Source organism: Xanthobacter oligotrophicus, from assembly GCF_008364685.1.
GTDB lineage: Bacteria > Pseudomonadota > Alphaproteobacteria > Rhizobiales > Xanthobacteraceae > Xanthobacter > Xanthobacter oligotrophicus.
Genome location: NZ_VTTL01000005.1, coordinates 46,390 through 60,843 on the forward strand (window position 1 = coordinate 46,390; position 14,454 = coordinate 60,843).

The 14,454-nt window shown below is 69.8% G+C and carries 14 protein-coding genes; 5 read left to right on the forward strand and 9 right to left on the reverse strand.

Annotated features, from left to right (window positions below):
* Positions 1-25 precede the first annotated feature (25 nt).
* From FZ033_RS09155 to FZ033_RS09170, 4 genes are all read right to left on the reverse strand, one after another.
* On the reverse strand, positions 26-574 hold the full coding sequence (locus FZ033_RS09155; RefSeq protein WP_149575851.1) for a 2,4'-dihydroxyacetophenone dioxygenase family protein: 549 nt from the start codon (positions 572-574) through the stop codon (positions 26-28).
* 69 nt (positions 575-643) lie between these two features.
* A complete protein-coding gene (locus FZ033_RS09160; protein WP_149575852.1) occupies positions 644-1,636 on the reverse strand; it encodes a transketolase family protein in 993 nt (330 codons plus the stop codon).
* Between the two features lie 18 nt (positions 1,637-1,654).
* Positions 1,655-2,548: a transketolase gene (locus FZ033_RS09165; protein WP_149575853.1), complete on the reverse strand. Its 894-nt coding sequence runs from the start codon at positions 2,546-2,548 to the stop codon at positions 1,655-1,657.
* Positions 2,549-2,862: 314 nt separating this feature from the next.
* Positions 2,863-3,648 carry a Bax inhibitor-1/YccA family protein gene (locus FZ033_RS09170; protein ID WP_149575854.1) on the reverse strand — a complete coding sequence of 262 codons (786 nt, stop codon included), beginning with the start codon at positions 3,646-3,648 and terminating at the stop codon, positions 2,863-2,865.
* Between the two features lie 311 nt (positions 3,649-3,959).
* Here FZ033_RS09170 and FZ033_RS09175 point away from each other — a divergent pair, with 311 nt between their 5' ends.
* Positions 3,960-4,739 carry a transporter gene (locus tag FZ033_RS09175; protein ID WP_149575855.1) on the forward strand — a complete coding sequence of 260 codons (780 nt, stop codon included), beginning with the start codon at positions 3,960-3,962 and terminating at the stop codon, positions 4,737-4,739.
* 2 nt (positions 4,740-4,741) lie between these two features.
* Here FZ033_RS09175 and FZ033_RS09180 read toward each other — a convergent pair whose 3' ends face one another.
* Positions 4,742-5,671 carry a DMT family transporter gene (locus FZ033_RS09180; RefSeq protein ID WP_149575856.1) on the reverse strand — a complete coding sequence of 310 codons (930 nt, stop codon included), beginning with the start codon at positions 5,669-5,671 and terminating at the stop codon, positions 4,742-4,744.
* A 126-nt stretch (positions 5,672-5,797) separates the two neighbouring features.
* On the opposite strand from FZ033_RS09180, the gene FZ033_RS09185 reads away from it, so the two are divergent.
* On the forward strand, positions 5,798-6,670 hold the full coding sequence (locus FZ033_RS09185; protein ID WP_210247877.1) for a LysR substrate-binding domain-containing protein: 873 nt from the start codon (positions 5,798-5,800) through the stop codon (positions 6,668-6,670).
* Positions 6,671-6,691: 21 nt separating this feature from the next.
* Here FZ033_RS09185 and FZ033_RS09190 read toward each other — a convergent pair whose 3' ends face one another.
* A complete protein-coding gene (locus FZ033_RS09190) occupies positions 6,692-7,633 on the reverse strand; it encodes a glucokinase (protein WP_149575857.1) in 942 nt (313 codons plus the stop codon).
* Positions 7,634-8,267: 634 nt separating this feature from the next.
* Between FZ033_RS09190 and FZ033_RS09195 the strand changes: the two genes are divergently transcribed.
* The 3 genes from FZ033_RS09195 to FZ033_RS09205 all read left to right on the forward strand — a co-directional run bounded on the left by FZ033_RS09195 (position 8,268) and on the right by FZ033_RS09205 (position 10,926).
* Positions 8,268-8,981, forward strand: a complete 714-nt coding sequence (locus FZ033_RS09195) for a Tim44/TimA family putative adaptor protein (RefSeq protein WP_149575858.1) — start codon at positions 8,268-8,270, stop codon at positions 8,979-8,981.
* A 215-nt stretch (positions 8,982-9,196) separates the two neighbouring features.
* Positions 9,197-10,339 carry a murein transglycosylase A gene (gene mltA / locus FZ033_RS09200; protein ID WP_232847398.1) on the forward strand — a complete coding sequence of 381 codons (1,143 nt, stop codon included), beginning with the start codon at positions 9,197-9,199 and terminating at the stop codon, positions 10,337-10,339.
* Positions 10,336-10,926, forward strand: a complete 591-nt coding sequence (locus FZ033_RS09205) for a Smr/MutS family protein (RefSeq protein ID WP_149575860.1) — start codon at positions 10,336-10,338, stop codon at positions 10,924-10,926. Before mltA ends, FZ033_RS09205 begins: the two co-directional genes overlap by 4 nt.
* Positions 10,927-10,945: 19 nt before the next feature.
* Here the strand turns inward: FZ033_RS09205 and pdeM are convergent, their stop codons facing one another.
* The 3 genes from pdeM to FZ033_RS09220 form a co-directional block, all read right to left on the reverse strand.
* A complete protein-coding gene (gene pdeM / locus FZ033_RS09210; RefSeq protein ID WP_149575861.1) occupies positions 10,946-11,653 on the reverse strand; it encodes a ligase-associated DNA damage response endonuclease PdeM in 708 nt (235 codons plus the stop codon).
* 74 nt (positions 11,654-11,727) lie between these two features.
* A complete protein-coding gene (locus tag FZ033_RS09215) occupies positions 11,728-12,189 on the reverse strand; it encodes an NUDIX hydrolase (RefSeq protein ID WP_149575862.1) in 462 nt (153 codons plus the stop codon).
* Between the two features lie 20 nt (positions 12,190-12,209).
* Complete coding sequence (locus FZ033_RS09220) at positions 12,210-14,393, reverse strand: primosomal protein N' (RefSeq protein ID WP_149575863.1); 2,184 nt, start codon at positions 14,391-14,393, stop codon at positions 12,210-12,212.
* Positions 14,394-14,454: the final 61 nt, after the last annotated feature.

Genomic DNA, 14,454 nt, shown 5'->3' on the forward strand with positions numbered 1-14,454 from the left:
GCGTGCCGGCCCGGGCGGATCATTGTCAGCGGATGAACTGGTCGATGAAGCGGTCGCCGAGGCCTGCGGCCGTATAGTGGGCGCGGCATTTGTCGATGCGGGTGAAGACATCGTCGAAGCCGGTGACCGCCCCGTCCGGGTCCACATAGATCATGGTCCCGTTCACCTGGAACAGGGTGATCATCTCGTCCACGTGCGGGTCCACCACAAGCGTGTGGGTCTCCCCCGGCGCCTCGTAGACATAACCGCCCTCGCTCGCCACCCAGTCGTGCTCCAGATAGCGCCACGAGCCCTTGATGACGTAGCCGTGCACCGGCTGGGGATGGCGATGCCGCGAGAGCACGCCGGCCCGGCGCACCCGCAGCACGCTCATCCAGTAGCCGGACGAGGCGGACAGCAGCAGCGGGCGGAACCACACATTGTCCTCGATGGGCACCCACAGCCGCTCGTCCTGCGGCACCGCCGCCGCCACCACCAGCTCGGGGACAGCCTCGGCAGGCTGGGGCTTGCGATAGGGCTGCCAGCGCTCGTCGAGGGGGGCGGGGGCAGGAGCGCGCTGTTCAGCGGTGGTCATTCTTGATCCTCCCTGTGTCGTCCCCGCGGGCGCCGCCGCGGGGATCATGTCCTTGACCGGTGCCGTCGTTCAGGCCGCCTCGCGGATGCCCATGGCCTCGCGCGCCACCTCGGCGATGCCCGCCGCATCGAGGCGGTAATGGGCATAGAGGTGGGTGGGCGGCGCAATCAGGCTGTACTCGTCGTGGATACCGTGGCGCACCAGGCGCACCGGCGCGCCCTCGTCAGTCAACACCTCGGCGATTGCGCTGCCCAGCCCGCCCAGCACATTGTGCTCCTCCACGCTCATCAGCACCTTCGAGCGCCCGGCGGCGGCCAGGATGGCGGCGCGGTCGAGGGGCTTGATGGTGGGCATGTCGATGACGCCCACGCTATGGCCCTGCGCGTTCAGGGTCCGCGCCGCCTCAAGCGCCGGATGCACGGTCATGCCGCAGGCGATGATCGTGATCTCGTCGCCCACCATGTGCTCAATGGCCTTGCCGAAGATGAAGGGGGTGTCGAGGGGGTATACGTCCGGCTCGCGGCCCCGGCCGATGCGGAAATAGATGGGCTCGGGATAGTCCGCCGACGCCTTGATGGCAGCGGCAAGCTGCGGGCCGTCGGCGGGCGAGACCACCGTGAGGTCGGCGATGGCCCGCATGGTGGCGATGTCCTCCGTGGCGTGGTGGGAGGTGCCGTAGAAGCCCAGCGAGATGCCGGTGTGATGGCCGATGAGCCGCACCGGCTGGGCGCAATAGGCCACGTCCATGCGGATCTGTTCGCAACACAGCAGCCCGAGGAAGGAGGCGAACGTGGCCACATAGGGCTTGAGCCCGGTGGTGGCGAGGCCGGCGGCGGCGGTCACCATATTCTGCTCGGAAATGCCGAACTGGATGTAGCGGTCCGGATAGCGCTCGGCGAACTTATTGAGGCCGTTGGAATATTGCAGGTCGGCTGAGCCTGCCACCACCGGTTCGCCCGCTTCCACGAGGGAGATGAGGGCGTCGGAGAGATGGCTGAGGCCGGGGGTCTTGGCATTCAGCTCGCGATACTGCCAGGAATTGGGCGAAAGGGGCCGGTTCATGTCAGGCGTGTCCTCGGCTCAGATGGTGCGGTTCATGATTTCCTCGACGGCGCGGGCAGCGTCCGAGGGGTCGAGATAGCCGAGGTGCCAGCCGGGCTCGGTCTCCATGTAGGAGACGCCCTTACCCTTCAGGGTGCGGGCGATGATACAGCAGGGCTTGGTGCGCGCCTCGTCGGCCTTCACCTGCCGCAGCAGGGTGGTGAGGGCGTCGAGGTCGTGGCCGTCCACGGTGTGGACCTCCCAGCCGAAGGCGCGCCATTTCTCGTCCAGCGGCTCGATGCCCATCACGTCGTCCACCGCGCCGTCGAGCTGGAAGCCGTTGCGGTCGATGATGGCGATGAGGTTCGAGGCCTTGTGGTGGGCCGCCGAGATGGCCGCTTCCCACACCTGGCCCTCCTGCATCTCGCCATCGCCGAGCATGACGAAGACGTCGAAGGACTGCTTCTGCATCCGTCCGCCCAGGGCCATGCCGAGGCCGGCGGAGAGCGCGTGGCCGATGGAGCCGGAGGAGAAGTCGATGCCCGGCACCTTGCGCATGTCCGGGTGGTCGCCCAGCGGATTGCCGAGGCGGGTGTAGTTGTCCAGCGTCTCGCGGTCGATGTAGCCAAGCTCGGCGAGGATGGGGAACAGGCCCACGGCGGCGTGGCCCTTGCCCATCAGGAAGCGGTCGCGGTCGGGCCGGCGCGGGTCGCCCTGCGTGATGTCCATCACGTCGTAATAGAGCGCGGCGAAGATCTCGGCGGCGGAGAACACCGAGCTGTAGTGGCCGACCTTCGCCACTTCGATCAGCCGGATGGTCTCCAGCCGCACGAAGCGCGCCTTCTCCCGCAGCAGGGCAAGGGTTTCGGCGGTGGGGCGGAAGTTGGACGCGGGCCGCGCGTCGGGGGGCAGGGTGCGTTCGCGTGCGCTCATGAAGGCTCTCTGTCTGGGCGTTCCTCGGGACCGGCAGCCCATCGCCCTCCCGCCCGGCGGGTGCGAAGCGGCATCGGCACCGGCACCGGCACCGGCACCGGTTCAATAAAATATGATATATCATCTATCAAGGCGCGTGCCTAGCGGGCTCGGACGAGAACGCCTTGGGGCGTGTGAAACGAAAAAGGCCCCGGCGGATGCCGGGGCCTGAAACCTTCAGAGTGAGGATCGCGACGCTGCCGCCGCGACCTTAGAGCGTTAACGCGTTTTCTTCACGCGAACCGGTATCCACTTCGCTCGAAAACGCTCTGGCGTCAGTTGTTGCGGTTGCCGAACAGCTGAAGCAGCATCATGAACATGTTGATGAAGTTCAGGTACAGCGAGAGGGCGCCCATGATGGCCTTCTTGCCGGCCACCGTGCCGTCGTCGCCGACGAAGTACATCTCCTTGATGCGCTGGGTGTCGTAGGCGGTGAGGCCGGCGAAGATCAGCACGCCTGCCACGGAAACGATGAACTGAAGCATCGTCGAGCCGAGGAAGATGTTCACCAGCGAGGCGATGATGATGCCGAACAGGCCCATCATCAGGAACGAGCCCATGCCGCTGAGGTCCTTCTTCGTGGTGTAGCCGTAGAGGCTCAGCGCGCCGAAGGAGGCTGCGGTGATGAAGAACACCCGCACGATGCTCTCGTGCGTGTACACGAGGAAGATCGAGGACAGGGACACGCCCATCACGGCTGCGAAGGCCCAGAAGGCAATCTGCGCCGCCGAGACGCTCATGCGCTCAATGCGGAAGCTGATGAAGAAGACTGCCGCCAGTGGGGCCAGCATCACCACCCACTTCAGCGGGCTCGTGAACAGAGCAACGCCGAACTGCGTCAGCATGATTCCGCCGCGCACCTGGGCTGCCGCCTGGCTCGGATCGGTGGTCACCGACAGCATGAAAATGCCAAGAGCCGCCGCGCCCGTGATGGCGAGGCCCAGCGCCATGTAGTTGTAGACGCTGAGCATATACGCACGGAGGCCTTGGTCGATCGCGGCCTGCGAGCGTGCCACCGACGGGTTGAAACGCCCGGCGACGTTGCGATCATAATCGGACATCGTCGTTCCCCTTTGAGAAATCGAGTGACGCGCCAGCCGGCCGAAACCACGCCTGCGCATCCGGGGTCAATATGGTGGGTTCGCGAAAGGGCGGCAAGACAAGCCCGGATGAAATTTACGCAAGGTCACTTAACGTCAGGTGGTGACCCGTCTTCGCACCTGCATATAATTGCAACCGGGCTGGGGCGTGGGCGGAAATGGGGACGCAGGGCGCAGACGGAGCGCGCAGGGGAGGGGCTGTCGCTGCACCGCGTCGCGGTAGGGCGAAGCTTTGCCGGCTTGCCGCCTTCACGGCTCTGCACTGTATCCTGTTGCTACCCGCCCTCATCCTCCTCGCCCCCTCGCCCGCCGGGGCGGGCGCCTGGACCCAGGAGGAGGGGCACGGTCAGGTCATCCTGCAGGGCAGCGCAGTGCATTCGGGCTCGGAATTCGGACCGTCCTCCGATCTCTACGACAGCCGTCCCTATGACAAGCTGGAGGCGACCCTCGTCTTCGAATATGGCGCGTCCGACTGGCTGACCCTCATCGTCGCCCCGCAATTGCTCTCGGTGGACCTGGGCGCGCCGGCGCCATCTTCCTATGCCGGGCTTGGCTATACGGATGCGGGCGCGAGGGTACGGATCTATAATGAAAACAACATAGTGGTTTCCGCGCAGGTGGTCGGCCGCCTGCCCGGCACCGGTAATTCCCAGAGCGCGGCGGCGGTGGGCTACGAGGACCCCGAGCTTGACCTGCGGCTGCTCGCCGGCTGGTCCTTCCCACTTTTCGGCAAGGCCGCCTTTCTCGATGTGGAGGCGGCCCAGCGCCTGCGCTTTGGCGATCCGCCGGACGAGTTCCATCTGGACCTGACCCTCGGCGTGCGGGTGGCCGAGCGCTGGCAGGTCCTGTTCCAGTCGTTCAACGTGATCTCGGAAGGGGCAGGGGAGGGGCCGTACTTCGGCACCTCGTATGAATATTACAAGCTCCAGCTCGGCGCCGCCTACGACCTGAGCGCGGCCGTGACGCTGGGGGTCGCCCTGGTGTCCACCGTCTTTGCCCGCAATGCGCCGCAGGAGAATGGCGTGGTGCTCACCGGCTTCTACCGCTTCTGATTTCAGCCTTTGCCGGGCGTCGTCGTGACGAGGCGGATGCCGAGGGCGATGGGCAGGATGCCGACGAGGTCGAAGGGCGGCACCCTTTCCCCTAGGAGAAGCCAGCCGAACATGAGCCCGAGCGGCGGCATCAGGAAGTGCAGGGCGCTGGCGCGGGTGGCGCTGGTGCGGCCGAGGATGAAGAACCACAGGGTGAACGCCCCCAGCGACCCGGCGAGCGTGAGGTAGGCGACGGACAGGGCCAGCGGCACGGTGAGATGCACGTCGGCGAGGTTCTCCCGCCACAGCGCCACCGGCAGCAGGGCGAGCCCGCCCCCGAGCAACTGGATGCCGCTGCCCACCCAAAGGGAGGCGGAGGTGCGCACCCGCTTGAACAGCAGCGTCGCCGCGGTCAGCGTCACCAGCGCGCCGGCCACATAGGCCACTCCCACCGGGTCCTCGTGCCCGGAGACGATGCGCGAGCGCACCACCAGCGCCACCCCCGCCATGCCCAGCACCAGGCCGCCGAGCTTGCGGCCGGTGAGCCGCTCCCCCAACAGCGGCGCCGCCGCCAGTGCCGTGAGCAATGGGTTGGCGGAGATGAGCACGGCGGTGAGCCCCGACGACACATGGGTCATGCCCACGTAGCTGAGACCGAGATAGCAGGCGTTGTTGAGGATCCCCATCAGCGCCAATGCGGCGAGGTCCCGCCCGGTGACCCGCGAGAAGTGTTCGCGCGGCAGCAGGATCGCACAGCCAACCAGAACGATGCTGCCGGCGAGGAGGAAGCGGAACGCCAGCATCAGCAGAGGCGGGCAGTCCGCCAGCGCGATCTTCGCCACGGCGAAGGCCGAACTCCAGATCAGGCAGAACAGGATGATCAGCACCGGCAGGGCGCTGGGCCGGCCGACCGTGGCATGGGGCGCTTCGATGGCGCGGATGGGCAAGCTCACGGGGATCTCCTTCGCACCGCCGAGGGCACCGTGTCGGGGACCCGCCTGCGCCAGAGACCACGAAATGTGAGCATTGAAAAATTGAATGTCGTGATATTAGCTAGTGAATAATCGAATGGGTGCGCAATGCTCGACATGGATCTGCTGAGGGCCTTCGTCAGCGTGGTGGATGCCGGCGGCTTCACCCGCGCCGGCGAGCGCGTCCACCGCACCCAGTCCACGGTCAGCCAGCAGATCCGCCGCCTGGAGGACCAGCTCGGCCATCAGCTGCTGGTGCGCGACGCGCGCGGTGTGACCCCCACCGCCGAGGGTGAGCGGCTCTTGGGCTATGCCCGGCGGATTCTCGCCTTGGGGGCCGAGGCGAAGGCCGCCTTGTCCGGCGCGGCGCCGGCGCTGGTGGTGCGGCTCGGCATCCCGGACGATTTCGCGCTTGCCGCGCTGACCCAGGTGATCGCCGATTTCGCCCGCGCTCGCCCCGGCGTGCGCCTTGCAGTGGAATGCGGGCTGAGCTGCGACATTGCCGCCGCCTTCGCGCGCGGCGATCTCGACATCGCGCTGGTGAAGCGGGAGCCGTCGAGCGGGCCGGCCCTCGCGGTGTGGCCGGAGCGCCTCGTCTGGGTCACCGGGCGGGATGTGGCGGTGGATCCGGACACCGTCCCGCTGGTGGCCTTCCGGCAGGGTTGCCTCTATCGCAACCGGGCGGTGCATGCATTGGAGAAGGCCGGCCGGGCGTGGCGCATCGCCTATGAATGCCCGAGCCTCATCGGCATCGACGCCGCGCTCGCGGGAGGTCTCGGCGTGGCGGTCCTCAGCGCCTTGTCGCTCTATCGTCGGGAACCGAGCCTGCGAGTGTTGTCGGCGGCCGAGCTGTGGCCGCCGATCCCGCCCACGGAACTGGCTTTGCGCGTGGCCGATCCCGCCTGTGCCGCCACCCGCGACCTTGCCGCGCTGGTGGCGGGCTTCTGCGACCGGGAAGCCGCCTGCGCGGCGGCGGCCTGAGGGGCGCCGCGAGATGTGACCCTATTCATCCACCAGCAGCCGGCGGCCGATCTCGCCGATGCCGATCAGGCCGGGGGTGGCGTGCGTCACCACATGGATGGGGATGAGCGACAAGCGGTCGAGATAGGGCGGATGCTCTTCGAACGCAGTCCGGAATGGGCTTTCGGCGAACAGGGGCGCCATAGCCCGGCCGATGCCGCCGCCCACATAGACGCCGCCCTTGGCGTCGAAGGCGAGGGCGAGGTCGCCCAGCACCCGGCCAAGCAGGCGCAGGAAGATGTGGCAGCTCTCCTTTTCCTGCCGCTGGCCGTCCAGCGCCGCCTTGATGATGGCGTGGGAGGACAAGTGCTCGCCGGACAGGATGCGGTGCAGCCGCACCAGTCCCGGGCCGGACAGGACGTGCTCCACCGCGACCGGTCCGAGGTCGCGCACCAGATGGGCGACGATGCGGGCCTCGTCCGTGGTCACCGCGCCGAGGCGCATGTGGCCGGCCTCGCTCGGAAGCACCTCGTAGCCGTCCTCCCGCGGCAGGATCAGCGCGGTGCCGAGCCCGGTTCCCGGGCCGGACAGCAGCATGGGCGCGCCGGGGACGCGGCGGCCGGTGCCCACCTCCATCAGGTCGTCGCGGGTCAGCAGCGGCAGGCCGTGGGCGAGAGCTTCGAAATCGTTGAGCACGGTGAGGCGCAGGAAGGACAGCTCCTGGGCCAGCGCCTGCGTGGAGAAGCGCCAGTTCCGGTTGGTCAGCCGCACGCCGTCGCCGTCGATGGGGCCGGCCACGGCCAGCGCCGCGCAGCGGGGCGGCTCGCCGCCCAGCGAAACGAGATAGGTCTTGAGCAGGTCCTCGATGGACCCGTAGGAATCGTTGGCCTCGAGACGGATGTCGAACGGCATGCCGTCCACGCCGGCGCGGGCGATGCGCGTCGTGGTTCCGCCGATGTCCGCAAGCAATACGGTGGGAGCCATGGGAGATTCCGATGGATGGGGCGCCGCGCGCGCCGGCGCCGATGCGGTGGCAATCGGGGCCAGGCGCGCTCAGCGCCTTGTAACTTAAGCCTGAACCGCCCGGCCTGTCGGAGCCGGGCGGATGCGTGCTCTACTGCGCCAAGCGCCGGCCGGACGCAAGCGCCGGCTGCCTCCCCACCTGGGCGGTGGTTCCGGCTTGCCCGTTCTCCTCAGGCCGTGGCGCGGCGGCCGATGGCTGACCATAGCGGCAGGATCGGCACAAGCCGGGTCACGACCCCGAGACCTGCCGCGCGCAGATGATGGACCCGGCGCGGGATCATGGTGCCGCCGGTCCGGTTTCCCGCGCCGGCCTCAATCGTTTTTATTCGTGGGGCAGAGCACTCGCCGGCGTCCGCGCTGCCTGCGGCGGTGGGCGAGGTGGCGCCGGGCGGTCACGTGCCGTAAGCTCACACTGAAATTGTGTGTCCGGCCAAACTGTGCGTCTCATGCAGATGGGGGCTGGCGGGACCGCAGCTTCGACGTACATAAGCTGAGATCGGTTTCGGCCCGCGGCGCGGTCGGCGGGATGATGCCGGTACGGGGCAACACGGCGATGCGGCTTTGCCGCGGCGCCCGAAAGGCATGGCGAAGCGCAGTGCTCGACATTTACACGATCATCTTCCTGGCCCTCGCGGTCTTCATCTTCGTGCGCCTGCGCAGCGTGCTCGGGCAACGGACCGGGCGCGAGCGGCCGCCTTACGATCCCTATTCCCGCGATACCGCCCGCCCGCCGCAGCCGGCCTCCGACAAGGTGGTGCCCCTGCCCGAGCGCCCGGTGACCCCGCCCGGCACCGCCGCCCCGGTGGACGAGCCGCCGCAGGCCTATCGCTGGGAGGGCGTTGCACAGGAGGGCTCCGCCAACGCCGCGGCCCTCGACGAGATCGCCCGCATCGAGCCGGACTTCGATGCCAAGCATTTCCTGGTGGGCGCCCGCGCCGCCTATGAAATGATCGTGACCGCCTTTGCCGCCGGCGACCGTCGCGCGCTGAAGGACCTGCTTGCCAAGGATGTCTATGACGGCTTCGTCGCCGCCATCGCCGACCGCGAGAGCCGGCGCGAGACCATGGAATCGCATTTCGTCGCCGTCGAGCAGGCCGAGCTTCAGGACGTGACGGTGCGCGACCGGAGCGCCCAGCTCACGGTGCGCTTCGTGTCCAAGCTGATCTCGGTCACCCGCAGCGCCGACGGCGCGGTGGTGGACGGCAGCCCCGACACTGTTGCCGACGTGACCGACGTTTGGACCTTCGCCCGCGACCTCGGCACGCGCGATCCCAACTGGAAGCTGGTGGCCACCGAAGCCGCCCAGTGAGGCCTCCGGTGCGGCACGCGGCAAGCCATTGTGGTGGGGACGATGGCCGACATGCCGGCCAAGATAGTGGCGGTGTCGGGGGGCGTGACACGGGTCATGGCCCTGTCGGCCGCCCCGCGACGGGAGCGGCCGGAAGCGCGAAGCGCCGCCTGCCGTGTACGGTGGGGGTGGTTCTCGCCCTTGTCGTTGCAGCCGCCGCGCCGACCCACGCAGCCATGCTGAACGCGGTTCCCCCGCCCGATATCGCCGGATCGAAGCTGATGCCGGTCGCCTACGGCGCACTCGACGGCTGGGCGGCGGACGACCACGCCGCCGCCTTCCAGACCTTTTTGAGCAGCTGCGCCGCCCGCCGCGCGCCGCCGGCCGAGGTGGGCCCCGCGTCCGCTCCGACGCTGGCCGCCGGCCTCGCCCATGCCTGCGCCTCCGCCGCGCGGCTGGGCACCACCACCCCGTCGCGGGAGGTGGCGCGGCTGTTCTTCGAGGCCAATTTCCGGCCCTACCGCGTGGTGCCGGACACGGGCGGCGAAGGCTTCTTCACCGGCTATTACGAGCCGGAGGTGGCCGGCGCGCTGGCCCCCGGAAACGGATTCGACGTGCCGGTCTATGGCCGGCCGGCCGACCTGCTGATGAGCGGCGGCGGACCCACCCCCAATTCGGGCGGCGCCCTGCGGCGGGAGGGCGATGCCCTGGTGCCCTATTTCGACCGCGCCGCCATCGAGGATGGGGCGCTCGCCGGCCGGGGGCTGGAAGTCGCCTGGCTAAAGGACCCCATCGACCTGTTCTTCATGCAGATCCAGGGCTCGGCCCGGGTCCGCCTGCCGGACGGGAGGGTGCTGCGACTCAACTACGACGGCTATAATGGCCATCCGTACCTTCCCGTGGGCCGGCTCCTCATCGCGCGGGGCCTGGTGCCGCGAGAGGAGATGTCCATGGACCGCATCCGCGCCTTCATGGAGGCCGATCCGGAGGCGGGCCGGGCGCTCCGGCGCGAGAACCGCTCCTATGTGTTCTTCAAGGCCCTCGACCTCGGCGGCGAGGCCGGCGCCATGGGTGCGCAGGGCGTGCCGCTGACCGCCGGCCGCTCCATCGCCGTGGACCGCAAGCTGCACACCTATGGCGCGCCGGTGTTCGTGGCGGCGGACCTGCCGCTGTCCGCGCCGGGTAGCCGCGACCCGTTCCGCCGCCTCATGATCGCGCAGGATACCGGCTCGGCCATCGTTGGGCCGGCGCGGGCGGACCTTTATTTCGGCACAGGGCCAGAGGCCGGCGCGGTGGCCGGGCGCATCCGCCATTCCGGCAGCTTCACCCTGCTGGTACCGCGCTTCGCGCCCGCCGGGACACCAGGGCGCCCCCAATGAGCCGGCGCGGACGGCGACGCCAGCTCTCGGCGGAAGAGCGCGCGCTCTGGGACCATGTGGTGCGCTCGGTGAAGCCGCTGAAGCTGCCGGCCGTGCCGCAGGATGTCGCCCCGCTGGTGCCGGACACACCACCGGTGGTGCCGGAACCACCCGCCGCTGCCCCTCCGGCCAAGGCCGCCAAGGCCGTCCGCTCCAAGACGCCGCCCGCTCCCCCGCCCGCGCCGCCCCTCGCCTCCCTGGAGCCGAAGACCCGCCGGCGGCTCACCCGCGGCGCGGAGGTGGATGCGCGCCTCGACCTGCATGGCCTCACCCAGGCCGCCGCTCATCGCCGGCTGCGGCTGTTCCTGATCGAGGCGCAGGCGCTGGGCCATTCGCTGGTGCTGGTCATCACCGGCAAGGGGGATCCCGACCGGCTCATGAGCACCGGCCCCGCCTTCGGCGAGGGGCGGGGCGTGCTCAAGCGCGCGGTGCCCTTATGGCTCGCCGAGCCGGATTTGCGGATGATCGTGGTGGGCTTCGAAGCCGCCGGCCGCCGCCATGGCGGGGAAGGCGCGCTCTATGTGCGCATCCGCCGGCGCAAAGCCTGAAATTCAGTTGGGCTAAGCCTCAATCCCCGATGCAGGCCGAGGCGGGCATCTCGTAGGTGCGAGCGGCGCCCAGGAGGTGGGCGGTGAAGCCGCGCGGCGGAAACAGGCCGGCGATGGCCGGATCGCGCACGCTCAGGCCGCCGGCATAGGCGCCGAAGGCCGGCAGCACCATGCGGCTGCCATCGGTGACGAAGCAACGCCGCCGCACGCCCCGCCCGCGCAGCGCGATGCGAGCGGCGGGGTGCAGGTGGCCGCACACTTCCCCCGGGGCGGGCCCTTCCGCCGGCTCGTGGCGGAACAGCAGCGGACCGTGGGCGAGCGCTGCCGTGCCCTCGCCGCCGAGGTCGTGAGGCACGGGATCGTGGTTGCCGGCGATCCACACAAAGGTGCGGCCGGCCTGGATGCGGCGGATTTCCTCGCGGACGGGATCGGCCATGCGCTCCAGCGCCCAGCGGTCGTGCAGGCTGTCGCCGAGGGCGATCACCATGCGCGGCTGGTGCACGGCGATGGCGGCGGCAAGGCGCTTCAATGTGTCGATACTGTCGTAGGGCGGCAGCATCTGGCCACGCCGGGCGAAGGCGGAGCCTTTCTCCAGATGCAGGTCTGCCACCACCATCAGCCCTTCGTCCGGCCACAGCAGCGCGCCGGACGGATCCAGCACCAGCTCGACGCCGGCGAGGATGACGGTGGCGAGGGGCGATAAGACTGATTCGGCACGGGCGAGCATGGCGGGGATTGTGCCCAATGGCCGCCATCGGGCAAGCGCTGCATTGGTGGGGAGGTGTAACCCGTGCGCAGGCCTCAGCGGGAGGAACTCCACACGCCGGCGTCTACCAGCATTCCGGCCATGTCTTCCGGCCACACCTGCTCGCTCGCCCGCGCCAGATCGGCCTGCGACCACCAGGCGTGCTCCGCGACCACCGCCCGTTCCTCGGCGGTCCAGAGCGCCGAGGACACTTCCAGCGTCGCGACGTGGATGAGGAAGTAGCGCTCGTCGGCTTCCACCGCGATCCCGTCCGGCATGGTGAAGGTGACGATCCGCCGGGCGACTTGCGGTCCGGGGTCCGCGATGTGAAGGCCGGTTTCCTCCAGCAGTTCCCGGCATGCGGCCTGCTCGAAGCTCTCGCCGGCATCGAGGCCGCCCCCCGGCGGCGCCCAGAAGACGGCGCCGGCCAGCGCGCCGGTTGTGTGCACGAACCGCAGCAGCAGCAGGCGGCCTTGCGCGTTCACGACCAGAAGGCGGGAGGAGGGGCGCTGTCTCATGGGCTCGGCCGGGCGATGGTTCAGAAGAAGCTCTGCGGGTCCACGTCGATGGCGACGCGGATGTTGCCCGTCACCTTCGGTGCCACGGCCCGCCAGTCGCGCAAATAGCGCGACAGGTCGAAGGCGCGGGGCGCGCGCACCAGCAGCCGCCAGCGATGGCGCCCGCGCAGGATCGCAAGCGGGGCTTCCGCCGGGCCGAGGATGCGCACCCCCGCCACCATGGGCGCGGAGGCGGCCAGCCTTCGGGCATGGCCCTCCGCCACGTGGCCCTCGCTGGCGGAGACGATGAGGCTCGCCATGCGACCGAAGGGTGGAAGCTGGGCCTCCTCGCGGGCGGCGATCTCGGTGTCGTAGAAGGCGTCCCGGTCGCCGGTCACCAGCGCGCGCATCACCGGATGCTCGGGCATGTGGGTCTGGATGAAGCCGCGCCCTTCGGTCTTGCCGCGCCCAGCGCGCCCCGCCACCTGGTGCACCAGCTGGAAGGTGCGCTCCGCCGCGCGCGGGTCGCCTTGGCCGAGGCCCACGTCGGCGTCCACTACACCCACCAGCGCCAGGCCGGGGAAATTGTGGCCCTTGGCCACGAGCTGCGTGCCCACCACCACGTCCACCTCGCCCTTGGCCACGGCGTCCAGCTCGGCGCGCATGCGCTCCACCCCGCCGGCGAGATCGGAGGAGAGGACGAGGGAACGGGCGGCGGGAAACAGCGCCTGCACCTCCTCCTGCAGCCGCTCCACCCCCGGCCCCACGGGGATCAGGCTGTCCTTGGCGCCGCAGGCGGGGCAGGCTTCCGGCACCGGGGCCTGATAGCCGCAATGGTGGCAGGTGAGGCGGCGGCGGAAGCGGTGCTCCACCAGCCACGCGGTGCAGGAGGGGCAGCGCATGCGGTGCCCGCAGGAGTGGCACAGGGTGAGCGGCGCATAGCCCCGCCGGTTCAGGAACAGCAGCGCCTGTCCGCCCGCCTCCAGCGTATCGGTGATCTCGGCTTCGAGGCGCGGGGCAATCCAGCGGCCTTTCGGCGGTCCCTCCTTGCGCAGGTCGATGGGCAGGAGGCCCGGCACCTTGGCGCCACCGAAGCGCACCGGCAGGGCGAGGCGGTGGTAGCGCCCGCGCCGGGCGTTCACCTCGGTCTCGATGGAGGGGGTGGCGGAGGCGAGCACGATGGGGGCGGCGGCGAGCCGCGCCCGCACCACCGCCATGTCGCGGGCGTGGTAGGCGACGCCGTCTTCCTGCTTGTAGGCCGGGTCGTGCTCCTCATCCACGATGATGAGGCCGAGGTCGCGGAACGGCAGGAACAGGGCCGAGCGGGCGCCGGCCACCACCTTCACCTGTCCCGAGGCCACCTCGTTGAGGATGCGCCCGCGCCGCCGGGTGGAGACGCCGGAATGCCATTCCGCCGGCTTCACGCCGAAGCGGGTGGTGAAGCGGTCGAGAAAGGCCTGGGTGAGGGCGATTTCCGGCAGCAGGATCAGCGCCTGCCGCCCGTCGCGGATCGCCTGCGCCACCGCCTCGAAATACACCTCGGTCTTGCCAGAGCCGGTGACGCCGTCCAGCAGGAAGACACCGAAGCCCTTGGCATCCACCGCCCCGCTGAGCGCCTGCGCGGCCTGCGCCTGCGGCTCGGACAGCGTGGGCGTGGCAAAGGTCGGGTCGGGGGGATAGGCGGCGGGCTCGGGGGGCAGCACCACGGTTTCAAGGGCGCCCTCGTCCACCAGCCCGTCTACCACGGAGGGGGAGACCCCGGCCTCCCGCGCCGCCTCCGACTTGCCGCGCACGAAGCCGTCGGCGAGGAGGTCGAGCAGCCGGGCGCGGGCGGCCGTCATGCGCGCCGGGGCGGGGCCGGCGAGGCGCACGCCCACCCGCTCGCGGCCGGCGCCGGGGCTTTCCCCGTGGCGCAGGGCCATGCGCAGCACCATGCCGCGTGGGGCGAGGGTGTAGTCGGCCATCCAGTCGACCAGCTTCAAGAGGTCCGGCGGCAGGGGGACATAGTCCAGCTTCGCCTTCACGGCCTTGAGCTTCGCCACGTCCACCGGCTTGCCGGATCCGCCGCCGGGGGGGCGCGGCCAGACGCAGCCGATCATCCCGCGCGCGCCCAGAGGCACATGCACGAGGTCGCCGGGGGAGAGCGTCATTCCCTCGGGCACGAGGTAGGAATAGGGGGTGTCGAGGCCCAGGGGCAAAAGGACATCGACCGTGCGCGCACTCATGGCGGTGTTTTGGTCCGTCCGGTGGGAAAGGTCAAAGGCGCGTGCGGCCGTCCCCGATGCT

What these genes read in the sequence shown, in the direction of transcription:
- FZ033_RS09165 (WP_149575853.1), bottom strand. Translation starts at nt 2,548, where the DNA reads ATGAGCGCACGCGAACGCACCCTGCCCCCCGACGCGCGGCCCGCGTCC.
- FZ033_RS09155 (WP_149575851.1), bottom strand. Translation starts at nt 574, where the DNA reads ATGACCACCGCTGAACAGCGCGCTCCTGCCCCCGCCCCCCTCGACGAG.
- FZ033_RS09215 (WP_149575862.1), bottom strand. Translation starts at nt 12,189, where the DNA reads ATGAGACAGCGCCCCTCCTCCCGCCTTCTGGTCGTGAACGCGCAAGGC.
- FZ033_RS09205 (WP_149575860.1), top strand. Translation starts at nt 10,336, where the DNA reads ATGAGCCGGCGCGGACGGCGACGCCAGCTCTCGGCGGAAGAGCGCGCG.
- pdeM (WP_149575861.1), bottom strand. Translation starts at nt 11,653, where the DNA reads ATGCTCGCCCGTGCCGAATCAGTCTTATCGCCCCTCGCCACCGTCATC.
- FZ033_RS09170 (WP_149575854.1), bottom strand. Translation starts at nt 3,648, where the DNA reads ATGTCCGATTATGATCGCAACGTCGCCGGGCGTTTCAACCCGTCGGTG.
- FZ033_RS09190 (WP_149575857.1), bottom strand. Translation starts at nt 7,633, where the DNA reads ATGGCTCCCACCGTATTGCTTGCGGACATCGGCGGAACCACGACGCGC.
- FZ033_RS09220 (WP_149575863.1), bottom strand. Translation starts at nt 14,393, where the DNA reads ATGAGTGCGCGCACGGTCGATGTCCTTTTGCCCCTGGGCCTCGACACC.
- FZ033_RS09185 (WP_210247877.1), top strand. Translation starts at nt 5,798, where the DNA reads ATGCTCGACATGGATCTGCTGAGGGCCTTCGTCAGCGTGGTGGATGCC.
- FZ033_RS09160 (WP_149575852.1), bottom strand. Translation starts at nt 1,636, where the DNA reads ATGAACCGGCCCCTTTCGCCCAATTCCTGGCAGTATCGCGAGCTGAAT.
- mltA (WP_232847398.1), top strand. Translation starts at nt 9,197, where the DNA reads ATGCTGAACGCGGTTCCCCCGCCCGATATCGCCGGATCGAAGCTGATG.